General features: G+C 65.9%; 13 protein-coding genes and 1 pseudogene. 11 read left to right on the forward strand and 3 right to left on the reverse strand.

The genetic code is table 11. The features are described 5' to 3' along the window. The first annotated feature begins 40 nt into the window (after positions 1-40). The 11 genes and pseudogenes from BR78_RS0112270 to lpdA all read left to right on the forward strand — a co-directional run bounded on the left by BR78_RS0112270 (position 41) and on the right by lpdA (position 11454). The gene (locus tag BR78_RS0112270) at positions 41-346 is read left to right on the forward strand and encodes an ArsR/SmtB family transcription factor (protein WP_029936569.1); all 306 of its coding nucleotides are present in this window, start codon (positions 41-43) and stop codon (positions 344-346) included. 84 nt (positions 347-430) lie between these two features. Next, positions 431-1213 carry a succinate dehydrogenase iron-sulfur subunit gene (locus BR78_RS0112275; RefSeq protein WP_029936570.1) on the forward strand — a complete coding sequence of 261 codons (783 nt, stop codon included), beginning with the start codon at positions 431-433 and terminating at the stop codon, positions 1211-1213. Then, positions 1210-1662, forward strand: a complete 453-nt coding sequence (locus BR78_RS0112280) for a PaaI family thioesterase (RefSeq protein ID WP_029936571.1) — start codon at positions 1210-1212, stop codon at positions 1660-1662. The genes BR78_RS0112275 and BR78_RS0112280 overlap by 4 nt, the downstream gene beginning before the upstream one ends. Beyond that, positions 1659-2771: a cell division protein ZapE gene (zapE, locus tag BR78_RS0112285; RefSeq protein ID WP_029936572.1), complete on the forward strand. Its 1113-nt coding sequence runs from the start codon at positions 1659-1661 to the stop codon at positions 2769-2771. The genes BR78_RS0112280 and zapE overlap by 4 nt, the downstream gene beginning before the upstream one ends. A 299-nt stretch (positions 2772-3070) precedes the next feature. After that, entirely contained in the window at positions 3071-4033 is a 963-nt protein-coding gene (mdh, locus tag BR78_RS0112290) for a malate dehydrogenase (protein WP_029936573.1), read from the forward strand. A gap of 63 nt (positions 4034-4096) precedes the next feature. Next, positions 4097-4393: pseudogene (locus BR78_RS20525) on the forward strand (GIY-YIG nuclease family protein). Positions 4394-4457: 64 nt separating this feature from the next. After that, positions 4458-5342: a succinate--CoA ligase subunit alpha gene (gene sucD, locus BR78_RS0112300; RefSeq protein WP_029936574.1), complete on the forward strand. Its 885-nt coding sequence runs from the start codon at positions 4458-4460 to the stop codon at positions 5340-5342. Between the two features lie 59 nt (positions 5343-5401). Further along, on the forward strand, positions 5402-8335 hold the full coding sequence (locus tag BR78_RS0112305) for a 2-oxoglutarate dehydrogenase E1 component (protein ID WP_029936575.1): 2934 nt from the start codon (positions 5402-5404) through the stop codon (positions 8333-8335). A 13-nt stretch (positions 8336-8348) separates the two neighbouring features. Further along, a complete protein-coding gene (gene odhB, locus BR78_RS0112310) occupies positions 8349-9566 on the forward strand; it encodes a 2-oxoglutarate dehydrogenase complex dihydrolipoyllysine-residue succinyltransferase (RefSeq protein ID WP_029936576.1) in 1218 nt (405 codons plus the stop codon). Positions 9567-9693: 127 nt separating this feature from the next. After that, complete coding sequence (locus BR78_RS0112315) at positions 9694-9960, forward strand: GIY-YIG nuclease family protein (protein ID WP_269320215.1); 267 nt, start codon at positions 9694-9696, stop codon at positions 9958-9960. Positions 9961-10059: 99 nt separating this feature from the next. Beyond that, positions 10060-11454, forward strand: coding sequence for a dihydrolipoyl dehydrogenase (lpdA, locus tag BR78_RS0112325; protein ID WP_029936578.1), 1395 nt, complete (start codon positions 10060-10062; stop codon positions 11452-11454). 6 nt (positions 11455-11460) lie between these two features. On the opposite strand, the gene BR78_RS0112330 is transcribed toward lpdA, so the two are convergent. The 3 genes from BR78_RS0112330 to BR78_RS0112340 all read right to left on the reverse strand — a co-directional run bounded on the left by BR78_RS0112330 (position 11461) and on the right by BR78_RS0112340 (position 14142). Then, positions 11461-13158 (reverse strand): SulP family inorganic anion transporter, encoded by a 1698-nt coding sequence (locus tag BR78_RS0112330; protein WP_029936579.1) that lies wholly within the window; start codon positions 13156-13158, stop codon positions 11461-11463. After that, the gene (locus BR78_RS0112335) at positions 13155-13412 is read right to left on the reverse strand and encodes a helix-turn-helix domain-containing protein (protein WP_029936580.1); all 258 of its coding nucleotides are present in this window, start codon (positions 13410-13412) and stop codon (positions 13155-13157) included. Before BR78_RS0112335 ends, BR78_RS0112330 begins: the two co-directional genes overlap by 4 nt. A gap of 73 nt (positions 13413-13485) precedes the next feature. Next, on the reverse strand, positions 13486-14142 hold the full coding sequence (locus tag BR78_RS0112340; RefSeq protein WP_029936581.1) for a DUF1275 family protein: 657 nt from the start codon (positions 14140-14142) through the stop codon (positions 13486-13488). Between the last annotated feature and the right edge of the window lie 8 nt (positions 14143-14150).

Raw genomic sequence — 14150 nt, forward strand, 5'->3', positions numbered from 1 at the left:
CCGAATTATGGAAACGACAAAGTGTTTCTATATCGGAGGCATGGATCGCTTGGTGCACCCCGACCTCAAGGACGTGAGCCTCGCGGCGGCGCTGCACGCGCTCGCCGATCCGGTGCGGCTCGACATCGTCGCCAAGCTCGTCGAATGCCCCTGCCTCAATGCCAGCACCGCCTGCGCGCAGGGGACGCCCAAGAGCACGATCTCCAATCATCTGAACGTGCTCCGTGCCGCGGGGCTGATCGAGACTTCGATCGAGGGGCGCGAGCGCATCAATCGCCTGCGCTGCACCGATTTCGACACGCGCTTTCCCGGGCTGCTCGCTTCGGTGCTCGCCAACAAAGCTTGACGCGCACGCATCCTACGGGGTTGCGCTGCGTTTGCGAAAGGCATAGCCCGCGCAGCGAACACCGTCGCTCAAGGACTCCGAGGAATGGCCGACTTTCGCCTGCCCAAGAACAGCCGCATCACCAAGGGCAAGGACCACAAGGCCGACGCGTCCGCGAAGCGCGTCAAGAAGTTCAAGATCTATCGCTACGACCCGGATTCGGGCGAGAACCCGCGCTACGACAATTTCGAAGTCGATCTCGACGCCTGCGGGCCGATGGTCCTCGACGCGCTCATCAAGATCAAGTCCGAGCAGGACAGCTCGCTGACCTTCCGCCGCTCGTGCCGCGAAGGCATTTGCGGCTCGTGCTCGATGAACATGGATGGGCGCAACGGCCTCGCCTGCACCACTGCGATCGAGGACATCAAGGGCGATATCCGCATCACGCCCTTGCCGCACATGGACGTGATCAAAGACCTCGTCCCCGATTTCACGCACTTCTACGCGCAATATGCCTCGATCAAGCCGTGGCTGCAGACGGTGTCGACCACGCCTTCGGGCAAGGAGCGTCTCCAGAGCCCCGAGCAGCGCGACAAGCTCGACGGCCTGTACGAATGCATCCTGTGCGCCTGCTGCTCGACCAGCTGCCCGAGCTATTGGTGGAACAGCGACAAGTTCCTCGGCCCGGCGATCCTGCTCCAGGCCTATCGCTGGCTCGCCGACAGCCGCGACGAGATGACCGGCGAGCGGCTCGACCAGCTCGAGGATCCGTTCCGCCTCTATCGCTGCCACACGATCATGAACTGCGCGAACGTGTGCCCGAAGGGTCTGAACCCGGCCAAGGCGATCGCCGAGATCAAGAAGATGGAAGCCGAGCGGGCGCTTTGAGCGAATTCGTCGAGCAGCATTTCCGCTACGACGACGATCCCGATCTGCCGGGCTGGAAGCGCTGGCAGATGCTCGACCAGGGGCGATTCAACGGCTTTATCGGCGCGCTGTCGGTCAAGCGCGACGGCAAGGTGGCGCGGGTGCGCACGACCTTTCGCCACGAGCATTCGAACCTGCGCGACCACATCCATGGCGGCGCGCTCGCCGGCTTCATCGACATGGCGCTGTTCGCCGCCGGACGCAGCTTCGGCGTGCTCAGCGGCCCGGCATCGACATTGGACATGTCGATCCAATTCATCACCGGCGGCGCGATCGGCGTGCCCACCGAAGCGCATATCGAATTGCTCCGCGAGACCGGCCGGCTGCTCTTCCTGCGCGGCGTGGTGGTGCAGGACGAAGTGATGGTCGCCAGCTTCCTCGGCACGATCCGGAAGCCTTCGGCCAAGTGAGCAAAGTCCTCGCCCGCTACAACGCGCTGGTCGCCGCGGGCGAGCTTCGCGCCGACGCCGAACAGGCCGCCGCCGCGGAGCGGCTCGATCGGCTCGCGCAGGAACTCGAGGCGGTTCCCAAAAAGGGCAGCATCCTGTGGCGCGCACTCGGCCGCGCCCCCGAACCAGCACGCGGCGTGTATCTGTGGGGCGGCGTCGGTCGCGGCAAGTCGATGCTGATGGACCTGCTGTTCGACTGCGTCGACATCCGCCGCAAGCGCCGCGTCCATTTCCACGAATTCATGCTCGAAGTGCATCAGCGCCTCAATGTGGAGCGCCAGAAGAACACCGCAGACCCGGTGGTCGCCGTCGCAGATGCACTGGCCGACGACATCCGGCTGCTCGCCTTCGACGAGATGGTGGTCAACAACCCCGCCGATGCGATGATCCTGTCGCGGCTGTTCACCGAGATGATGGGTCATGGCCTCACGGTCGTCGCCACGTCGAACCGCGCGCCGGCAGCGCTCTACAAGGACGGGCTCAACCGCCAGCTCTTCCTGCCCTTCATCGCCCTGATCGAGGCGAAGATGGACGTGCTGACGCTCAACGGCCCGGTCGACTACCGGCTCGATCGCCTCGGCAGCATGGACACCTGGCTCGTCCCCAACGGCACGCAAGCCACCGCTCAGCTCTCCGCCGCATTCTTCCGCCTCACCGACTATCCGGTCGAGGATGCCGCGCGCGTCCCGTCCTGCGATCTGCCGGTGCAGGGCGGGCGCGAGATCCATGTGCCGCGATGCGTGAAGGGCGTCGCAGTCTTCTCGTTCAAGCGGCTGTGCGGCGAAGCGCGCGGCGCGCCCGATTATCTCGCGATCGCCCACCGCTTCCACACCGTCATCCTCGTCGGCATCCCCCGCCTCGGCCCCGAGAATCGCAACGAGGCCGCGCGCTTCGTCACGCTGATCGACGCGCTCTACGAAAATCGAGTGAAGCTGCTCGCCGCGGCGGATGCGCAACCCGATGACCTCTACATCGCCGGCGACGGCGCGTTCGAATTCGAACGCACCGCCTCGCGGCTCCACGAAATGGCCTCGGACGAATATCTGGCCGAGGGTCACGGCGAGCATTAGGCTAGCGGTGCGGAGCATTTCCAGCAGGGCTGGAGCCGCAAGGGCCTGATCCCGGAAACCGGCGCGCGCAAACAGGCGTTCACTGTGCTCGCGGAGCAATATCGCCGACGCGCCGGGTCGCAGCGCTGACCTGCAGCGGCGTGCGGCCACGTTTATTGCAGTTGCGAATTAGTTGCAAAGATAATCCCTGATCCTTGCGAGACTCGGGTTGCGGCGGCTCTATTATGGGCCTAAGCCGCCCCCGTTTTCGCAGGCGCACGACTGCGTCTGCGGCTGCTCGACTACGCTGAGGAGATTCCATGGCCCGCAAGAAGATCGCGCTGATCGGCGCCGGTAACATCGGCGGTACGCTCGCGCACCTCGCCGCACTCAAGGGTCTGGGCGACATCGTCCTGTTCGACGTGGTCGAAGGCGTGCCGCAGGGCAAGGCGCTCGATCTCAGCCAGTGCGGCCCGGTCGAGGGCTTCGACGCGAAGATCATCGGCTCGAACGATTATGCCGACATCGCCGGCGCCGACGTGATCATCGTCACTGCCGGTGTCGCCCGCAAGCCCGGCATGAGCCGCGACGATCTGCTCGGCATCAACTTGAAGGTGATGAAGGCGGTCGGCGAAGGCATCGCCGCCAACGCTCCCGACGCCTTCGTGATCTGCATCACCAACCCGCTCGATGCGATGGTCTGGGCGCTGCGCGAATTCTCGGGCCTGCCGCACCAGAAGGTCGTCGGCATGGCGGGCGTGCTGGACTCGGCGCGCTTCAGCCACTTCCTCGCCGACGAGTTCAAGGTCTCGGTCAAGGACGTCACCAGCTTCGTGCTCGGCGGCCACGGCGACACGATGGTCCCGGTGATCGAATATTCGACCGTCTCGGGCATTCCCGTCCCCGATCTGATCGAGATGGGCTTCTCGACGAAGGAGCGCATCGACGCGATCGTCCAGCGCACCCGTTCGGGCGGCGGCGAGATCGTCGGCCTGCTCAAGACCGGCTCGGCTTTCTACGCCCCCGCCACTTCGGGCATCGCGATGGCGGAGAGCTATCTCTACGACCAGAAGCGCGTCCTGCCCGCGGCGGCGCACCTGACCGGCCAGTACGGCGTCGACGATCTCTATGTCGGCGTACCGGTGATCATCGGCGCCGGCGGCGTCGAGAAGGTCGTCGAGATCAAGCTGGGCGACGAAGCCAAGGCCAACCTCCAGGTCTCGGTCGACGCGGTCAAGGAACTGCTCGTCGCCTGCAAGGCCATCGACGAGAGCCTGAACTAATCGGAATGGAATGAACTGAACCCACCCCGGCGAAGGCCGGGGCCCAGTTGCGGAGCAGCCGCGATGGAAGACAAAGGCTATGTCTACATCATGGCGAGCGAGCGGAATGGAACGCTCTACCTCGGCTCCGCATTCGATCTCGCGAAGCGCGTATGAGAGCATCGCAACGAGGTCGCCGAGGGGTTCACGAAGAAATACGGGTGCAAATTGCTCGTCTGGTACGAGCCGCACGCAAGTCTGGAATCCGCGCGCAGGCGCGAACGGCAAATGAAGGAATGGAAGCGAGCCTGGAAGTTGCGGGAAATCGAAGGGATGCCCCCCGAATGGGACGACCTCTACGATCGTATCGCGACACCTTGAACGTTTCCGAACTGGGCCCCGGCCTTCGCCGGGGTGAACAGGTTTAGAAGGAACGGCGGACCCAATGAGCATCCTCGTCGACAAGAACACCAAGGTCATCACCCAGGGCATGACCGGGGAGACCGGCAGCTTCCACACCAAGGCGGCGCTGGAATATGGCACGCAGATGGTCGGCGGCGTCACGCCGGGCAAGGGCGGCACCGAGCATCTCGAGCTTCCCGTCTACAACACCGTCGCCGAAGCCAAGTCGAAGACCGGCGCCGATGCGTCGGTGATCTACGTGCCGCCGCCCTTCGCCGCGGACTCGATCCTCGAGGCGATCGACGCCGAGATCCCGCTGATCGTCACGATCACCGAAGGCATTCCGGTGCTCGACATGGTCAAGGTCAAGCGCGCGCTGTCGGGCTCGAAGTCGCGGCTGATCGGCCCGAACTGCCCCGGCGTGCTCACCCCCGGCGAGTGCAAGATCGGCATCATGCCCGGCAGCATCTTCTCCAAGGGCTCGGTCGGCGTCGTCTCGCGCTCGGGCACGCTGACCTATGAGGCGGTGTTCCAGACCACCAACGCCGGCCTCGGCCAGACCACCGCAGTCGGCATCGGCGGCGATCCGGTCAACGGCACCAACTTCATCGACGTGCTCGAACTCTTCCTCGCGGACGAAGCGACCAAGTCGATCATCATGATCGGCGAGATCGGCGGCGACGCCGAGGAGCAGGCCGCGCAGTTCCTGATCGACGAGGCGAAGCGCGGCCGCAAGAAGCCGATGGCGGGCTTCATCGCGGGCCGCACCGCGCCTCCGGGCCGCCGCATGGGCCATGCCGGTGCGATCGTGTCGGGCGGCAAGGGCGATGCCGAGAGCAAGATCGCCGCGATGGAAGCCGCCGGCATCCGCGTCTCGCCCAGCCCGTCCGAGCTCGGCTCGACGCTGGTCGAAGTGCTCAAGGGGTAAATTGCATCGTTCGCACGCCTATATGAGGATGTGAGCGCTACCACGGAACGGAATTGACCATGGGCTATGAGGGCCTCGACTTCGACGACATCGCCGGCGGCGTGAGCCCCGCCTTCGTCGAGACATTGTACCGCCGCTACAAGAGCGATCCGAATTCGATCGAACCGGGCTGGCGGCAATGGTTCGAGGGTCTCGAGAACACCGCCCAAGGTCCGAGCTGGGCCAATCCGCGCTGGCCGCTGAGCGAGACCGACGCGCTGACCGCCGGCCTCGATCCTACCCAGATGGAGCCCGCGCCGAAGCCGACCAAGCCAGGCGCGGCGCCCAAGCCCGCCGCCGCCGCGGCGCCGTCGCAGGACGATATCGTCAAGGCCGCCGGCGATTCGATCCGCGCGATGCTGCTCATCCGCACCTATCGCGTGCGCGGCCACCTCGCCGCCAATCTCGATCCGCTCGGCCTCGCGCGGCAGGACCTGCCCGAGGATCTGCGCACCGAATATCACGGCTTCCCCGACAGCGATCTCGATCGCCCGATCTATCTGGGTGGCGTGCTCGGGCTCCAATTCGCCACGGTCCGCGAGATCATCGACATCCTGCGCGCCAATTATTGCGGCAATGTCGGCCTCGAATACATGCACATCGCCGATGTCGAGGAGCGCCGCTTCCTCCAGGAGCGGATGGAGGGCAAGGACAAGGCCATCCAGTTCACGCCCGACGGCAAGAAGGCGATCCTCTCCAAGGTGATCGAAGCCGAGCAATGGGAACGCTTCCTCGGCAAGAAATATGTTGGCACCAAGCGCTTCGGGCTCGACGGCGGCGAAGCGATGATCCCCGCGCTCGAGGCGGTGATCAAATATGGCGGCCAGCTCGGCATCCGCGAGATCGTCTATGGCATGGCGCATCGTGGCCGCCTCAACGTCCTCGCCAACGTGATGTCGAAGCCGTTCCGCGTGATCTTCCACGAATTCGGCGGCGGTTCGGCCAATCCCGACGACGTCGCCGGATCGGGCGACGTGAAATATCACCTCGGCACCAGCACCGATCGCGAGTTTGACGGGATCAGCGTCCACATGTCGCTGGTCGCCAACCCGTCGCACCTCGAGGCGGTTGACCCGGTCGTCCTCGGCAAGGTCCGCGCGCTGCAGACGCTGCGCAGCGATCTCGCCGAGCACGAGCAGGTCCTTCCCGTCCTCATCCATGGCGACGCCGCGATGGCGGGCCAGGGCATCGTCTGGGAGTGCCTCGGCTTCTCGGGCATCCGCGGCTACAATACCGGCGGCTGCATCCATTTCGTCATCAACAACCAGATCGGCTTCACGACGAGCCCGCAATTCGCGCGCTCGTCGCCCTATCCATCGGACGTCGCCAAGGGCGTCCAGGCGCCGATCCTCCACGTCAACGGCGACGATCCCGAGGCAGTCACTTTCGCGTGCAAGGTCGCGATCGAATTCCGCCAGAAGTTCAGGCGCGACGTCGTGATCGACATGTGGTGCTATCGCCGCTTCGGCCACAACGAAGGCGACGAGCCGAGCTTCACCCAGCCTTTGATGTACGCCAAGATCAAGCAGCACCCGCCGGTCAGCGAAGTCTATGCGAAGCGCCTGGCGGCCGAGGGCGTCGCCGATCAGGCGTTCGTCGACGAGAAGACGCATCAGTTCACCACGTTGCTCGAAGGCGAGTTCGAGGCGGGCAAGTCGTATCTGCCCAACAAGGCGGACTGGTTCGCCGGCCGCTGGTCGGGGCTCGGCGCCCCCGCCGATGCCGAGACCGCGCGCCGCAGCGTCGACACCGGCATCGAGAAGAAATTGTTCGACAGCCTCGGCCGTACGCTGACCGAAATCCCCGAGGGTCTCGATATCCACAAGACGCTCGGTCGCGTGCTCGACGCCAAGCGCGAGATGTTCAAATCGGGCGAGAATTTCGACTGGGCGACCGGCGAGGCACTCGCGTTCGGCTCGCTGCTCTCCGAAGGTTTCGGCGTCCGCCTGTCGGGGCAGGATTCGGGCCGCGGCACCTTCAGCCAACGCCACGCCGTCTGGGTGGATCAGAAGACCGAAGCCAAATACATCCCGCTCTCGACGATCCCGCATGGCAATTTCGAAGTGCTCGACAGCCCGCTCTCCGAGTACGGCGTGCTCGGCTTCGAGTACGGCTATGCCTCGGCCGATCCCAAGGCATTGGTGCTGTGGGAGGCGCAGTTCGGCGATTTCGTCAACGGCGCGCAGATCATGATCGACCAGTTCATCGCGTCGGGCGAAGCCAAGTGGCTGCGCGCCAACGGGCTCGTGATGCTGCTGCCGCACGGCTATGAAGGCCAGGGCCCCGAGCACAGCTCGGCGCGTCCCGAGCGCTTCCTCCAGCTCTGCGCGCAGGACAATATGCAGGTGGTCAACATCACCACTCCGGCGAACTATTTCCACCTGCTCCGCCGCCAGATGCACCGCAACTTCCGCAAACCTCTGGTGCAGATGACGCCGAAGTCGCTGCTGCGCCACAAGCTCGCGGTGTCGAAGACCGAGGACTTCCTCGGCGACAGCCACTTCAAGCGCATCCTCTCCGATCCCTCGGCCCCGGCCGACGCCGACGTGAAGCGCCTCGTGCTCTGCACCGGCAAGGTCGCCTATGACCTGATCGAGGCGCGCGATGCGGCGGGCGACAAGAACACCGCGATCGTCCGCATCGAGCAGCTCTATCCCTTCCCGGGCGAGCCGCTCACTGCGCGCCTCAAGAAGATGACGAATGTCGAGGAAGTGGTCTGGGCGCAGGAAGAGCCGAAGAACAACGGCTATTGGTTCTTCGTCGAGCCGTTCATCGAGCAGTGCCTGGTCGATGCGGGCGTCAAGCCGCAGCGCCCGCGTTATGCCGGCCGCGCCGCGGCGGCATCGCCGGCGACGGGCCTGATGAAGCGTCACACCGCCGAGCAGGGGGCGCTCGTCGCCGAAGCGCTCGGCCACAATGTCCGCGAAGAGATTCGCCGGACGCGCAAGTCCTAACGAGGTAGAGAAAATGGCAGACGTTAAAGTCCCGGTCCTCGGCGAATCGATCACCGAAGCGACGCTCGGCGAGTGGCTCAAGAACCCCGGCGACCCGGTCAAGCTCGACGAGCCGATCGCGAGCCTCGAGACCGACAAGGTCTCGGTCGAGGTTCCCTCGCCCGTCGCGGGCGTGATGGGGGATCAACTCGTCAAGGTCGGCGACACCGTCGCGGTCGACGCGGTGATTGCGACGGTCGGTGAAGGCGGCGGCGCGGCCGCATCGCCCAGCCCCGCACCGGCACCTGCCGAAGCGGCGCCGGCGCCCGCTCCCGCCGCTGCTCCGGCGCCTGCTGCGGGCGATGCCGCCGCAGCGCTTTCGCCCTCCGTGCGCCGCGCCGTGCTCGAAACCGGCGTCGATCCCTCGACCGTGCAGGGCACCGGCAAGGATGGCCGCCTGACCAAGGACGACGTCGTCGCCGCCGCAGCCGCCAAGCCCGCAGCCGCGCCGGCACCCACGACACCTGTCGCAGCTCCCGCCGCGTCGGGCGGCCGCAAGGAAGAGCGCGTCCGCATGACGCGCCTGCGCCAGACCGTCGCCAAGCGCCTCAAGGAAGCGCAGAACACCGCCGCGATGCTGACGACGTTCAACGACGTCGACATGACCGAAGTCATCGCCGCGCGGACGAAGTACAAGGATCTGTTCGAGAAGAAGCACGGCGTCCGCCTGGGCTTCATGGGCTTCTTCGTGAAGGCCGCCGTCCAGGCGTTGCGCGACATCCCGTCGGTCAACGCGTCGATCGACGGCGAGGAGATCGTCTATCACGATTATGCCGACATCTCGGTCGCAGTCTCCGCGCCCCAGGGTCTCGTCGTCCCGGTGATCCGCGACGCGCAGGACCTGTCGGTCGCCGGCATCGAGAAGACGATCGGCGATTTCGGCAAGCGCGCCAAGGAAGGCACGCTCAAGATGGAAGAGATGAAGGGCGGCACCTTCACCATCTCCAACGGCGGCGTGTTCGGCTCGCTGATGTCCACTCCGATCATCAACCCGCCCCAGTCGGCAGTGCTCGGCCTCCACCGCATCGAGGACCGCCCGGTGGTCCGCGATGGCCAGGTCGTCGTCCGCCCGATGATGTATCTGGCGCTGTCGTACGATCACCGCCTGATCGACGGCCGCGAGGCAGTCACTTTCCTCGTCGCGCTCAAGAACGCGATCGAGGACCCGACCCGCCTGCTGATCGACTTGTGAGAACGCACCAGTGCTCCTGCGAAAGCAGGAGCCCAGGGTAACTGGAGTACACCACTTGCAACCCTAGGCTCCTGCTTCCGCAGGAGCACTTGGACAGGAGGCAGATACGAAATCCGGCTGTGTCTATCTGATGGCGAGCGCACGCAACGGAACGCTCTATCTGGGCGTCACCAGCGATCTGCCGGTACGGACCTGCCAGCACCGCAACGGTCTCGTAGATGGCTTCTCCAAGGAACATGGCTGCAAGCTCCTCGTCTGGTACGAGGCATATGACGATCTGGACGCGGCCCGCCTTCGCGAGCTGCAGATGAAAAAATGGAAGCGGGCTTGGAAGATCGAACTGATCGAACAACATAACCCGCAGTGGAAAGATTTGTACGAGACGTTGTTCTGACTTCCTGTGCTCCTGCCAAAGCAGGAGCCCAGAGCCAAAAGCGACGCGCTCGATAACCCTGGGCTCCTGCTTTCGCAGGAGCACGAGTGGAGCAAGTAGATGGCTGAATACGACTTCGACGTCCTCGTGATCGGCTCCGGCCCCGGCGGTTACGTCGCCGCGATCCGCGCCGCGCAGCTTGGTCTGCGCACCGGCTGCGTCGAGAGCCGCGAGACTTTGGGCGGCACTTGCCTCAATGTCGGCTGCATCCCGTCCAAGGCTTTGCTCAACGCCTCCGAGCTCTTCCACGAAGCCGCCTCGGGCGCGCTCGCCAAGCACGGCGTCAAGCTCGGCAGTGTCGAGCTCGACCTCCCCGCGATGATGGCCGACAAGGACAAGGCCGTGAAGGGCCTGACCGGCGGCGTCGAATTCCTGTTCAAGAAGAACAAGGTCGAGTGGGTGAAGGGCCTCGGCACCTTCGTCGACGCACACACCGTGCAGGTCGGCGACCGCAAGGTCACCGCGAAGAACGTGGTCATCGCCACCGGCTCGTCGGTCACGCCGCTCCCTGGCGTCGAAATCGACCAGAAGACCGTCGTCGATTCGACCGGCGCAATCGCGCTGGAGAAGGTCCCCGAGCATCTCGTCGTCATCGGCGGCGGCGTGATCGGGCTCGAATTGGGGTCGGTCTGGCAGCGCCTCGGCGCCAGGGTCACCGTGGTCGAGTTCCTCGACCAGCTCCTCCCCGGCATGGACGGCGAAGTCCGCAAGGAAGCCGCGAAGATCTTCAAGAAGCAGGGCATGGAGATCAAGCTCTCGACCAAGGTCACCGGCGTGCAGGTCAACGGCGGCAAGGCGACCGTGATCGTCGAGCCCGCCGCCGGCGGCACTGCCGAGACGATCGAGGCCGACGCCGTGCTCGTCTCGATCGGCCGCAAGCCCAACACCGACGGTCTCGGCCTCGACAAGATCGGCCTCGCCACCAACCAGCGCGGCCAGATCGAGACCGACCACAGCTTCCGTACTGCCGTGGACGGCGTCTGGGCGATCGGCGACGTCATCCCCGGCCCGATGCTCGCGCACAAGGCCGAGGACGAGGGCATCGCGGTCGCCGAGAACATCGCCGGCCTCACCGGCATCGTGAACCACGATGTCATCCCGAGCGTGGTCTACACGCATCCCGAGATCGCCGGCGTCGGCCTCACCGAGGAGCAAGCCAAGGAAAAGGGCGAGATCAAGGTCGGCAAGTTCCCGATGGCAGGCAACAGCCGCGCCAAGGCGATCGACGACACCGTCGGCTGGGTGAAGGTCATCGCCGATGCGAAGACCGATCGCGTGCTCGGCGCGTGGATCATCACTTCGGTCGCCGGCACGATGATCGCGCAGGTCGCACAGGCGATGGAGTTCGGCGCGACCTCCGAAGACATCGCCTATACCTGCCATGCCCACCCCACGCACAGCGAGGCGATCAAGGAAGCCGCGATGGCCGTGCTGGGCAAGCCGATCCACGTCTGAGGCGGGTCATGCCGCGGACGCATCTCCCGGATGTGCTTCGCGGCTTGCCTCGGCCGCGGCCTCGGTGACGCTTCGGCGGTATCGCACCGCTGGCGGGCGTGCGCCGTGCGCCCGGAGCAAGTGCCGGACCGCGGGCCGTGCGCCGGCGATGAAGACCGCCGCCCCGTTTCGTGCCGCACGCCGCGCGAAGCCCGCGATGCTCGCCGCGGCGCTCGAATCGGCCAGCGGCACTGCCGACATGTCGATCACATGCGCACTCGGCTGCTCGCCGATCCGGTCGAGCGCCGCCCCCACTGCCCCCGCCGCGCCGAAGAAGAAGGCGCCCGAGATGCGATAGACCGCTATCGTCGAATCGGTCGAAAGCGCCGCGTCATAGCCGTCGTCGCTGTCCGCGCGGTCTTCCTCGATCAGCGGTAGACCGGTCTCGACTTCCACCGATTGCGCCATGCGGTGGAGGAACAGCAACGTCCCGATACCGAAGCCCACCAATATGCCTTCGGTCAGATCGCGGAACACCACGAGCAGGAACGTCGCGAGCAGCACCACCGCGTCACCCCGCGAGGCGCGCAGCAGCACCGCGAACTCGTGCATCTCAGCCATGTTCCACGCGACCACCGCCAGCACTGCGGCAAGCGCTGGGAGCGGGATATAGCTGGCGAGCGGCGCGGCCAGCGCCATGAAGCCCAACAGGAACAGCGCATGAAGCATGCCGGAAACCGGCCCGCGCGCACCTGCCCGCACATTGGTGGCAGTGCGCGCGATCGTCCCCGTCACGCAGATCCCGCCGAACAGCGCCGATCCGATGTTCGCCACGCCCTGCGCCACCAATTCGCAGTTCGACCGGTGCCGCCGCCCGGTCATGCCGTCGGCCACTACCGCCGACAACAGGCTCTCGATGCCCCCGAGCAGCGCGAAGGACAGCGCCGAGGGCAGCACCGCAACGATCCGTGCGGGCGAAATATCGGGCAGTGTCGGCGCGGGCAACGCGCGCGGGATCCCGCCAAAGCGCGATCCGATCGTCTCCACCGGCAGCCCGAGCAGTGCCGTCGCGATTGCCGCTGCCACCACCGCGATCAGGAAACCCGGCCAATGCGGCCGCAACCGTCGCAGGATCATGATCAGCGTGACTGCGCCCAGCGCCACGGCAACCGCGGCCGCGTTGACAGTCGGCAGCGCACTCCCCAGCGCCGTCAGCTTGGGGACGATCGGCCCAGGCTCGGGTCCCGCCAGCCTCACCCCCAACAGGTCCTTGAACTGGCTCGCAAGGATGATCCCTGCGACCCCGGCAGTGAAGCCCACCGTCACCGGATAGGGGATGTATTTGATGAAGGTGCCGAGCCGCAGCAGCCCGATCGCCACCAGGATCAGGCCCGACAGCAGCGTCGCCAGGATGAGCCCGTCGATGCCGTGCTGCATCCCCGTCGCGGCGACGAGCACGATGAACGCCCCCGCCGGCCCGCCGATCTGAAAGCGGCTGCCCCCCAGCGCCGAGACCAGGAATCCGCCGACGATCGCGGCATAGAGTCCGCGCTCCGGCCCCACGCCCGACGCGATGGCGATCGCCATCGACAGCGGCAGCGCCACGATCGCGACGGTGAGCCCCGCCACGGCGTCGGCCTTGAGCGTGGCGGCGCCATAGCCCTCGCGCAGCACCGTAATCAGCTTGGGTGTGTAAAGCTCGCCGAACGCCGCCTTGCCGGTCATTTCGCGCTCGGCTCCCGGAAGCGCACGCCGCGCCCGCCCTGCGGACTGGGGGTGCCTTCGCCGATCAGAACGATGCCCGCGCGGTCGAATGCCTCGATCACCTTGGTCAGCGTGTCGACTACGCCGCGCACATTGCCTTCGCTCGCCTCCATCCGCTGGATGGTGGGCAGCGACACGCCGGACATTTCGGCAAGCTGGCGCTGGTCGATTCCGAGCAGCGCCCGCGCGGCGCGCATCTGAGCGGCAGTGATCATCCGCGACTCCTTCGCCGCAGATGTAAATTCCTTGGAATATGATGTCTAGAACATCAGTTATACCGCAAAATACTTATGTACGGACCGGCGAACCTTTGACGGTCGCTCTCCGGTCGAGCAGTGCAAACCATAGCGCCAGCGTTGCCGCCGCCAGCCCCGCGAACCAGAAGGCATGGATGCCCAGCATCGCTTCGGCGCTAGTGCCCATCACCGCCCCCGCGGCGAACACCGCGACCAGTGCGAGCTGCCGCGCCCAGCCCCATCGATCCGGGTCCCCCATCAGCGCACCTGCGAGATCCTCCGCCATGCGCACCATCGTCGCCGTCAACGGCATCGCGCCTTCGCGGTGGAACAACAGATGGACCATTCCCATTGCAGTCGCGAGCAGCAGCAGCGCGCTCATGCCGGAGACTTTCCAGGCAATCGCCGCCGCGGCGAGCAACATCATACTCGCCGCAGCCATCACTGCGCCGCGCGCCCGCGCGCCCGTAGCCCGCGCCAGCACGCTCGCGAGGATCGTACCGCTCATCAGGCTCAGGATCAGTCCGCCGGCGATCATCGCTTCGCGGCCGACGCCCGTGCCGATTCCGGCTGCGAACCGCGTCGCATTGCCGCTCGCAAAGGCGACGAAGAACCCGCCGGCGTGCATGAAGGCGAGCGCATCGACATAGCCGGTGACCGCGGCGAGGCAGAGAAGCGCAATGGCGATCGGGGTTTCGCTGTGTTGCATCCTGAACT

The organism is Sphingomonas sp. UNC305MFCol5.2 (assembly GCF_000712135.1).
GTDB lineage: Bacteria > Pseudomonadota > Alphaproteobacteria > Sphingomonadales > Sphingomonadaceae > Sphingomonas.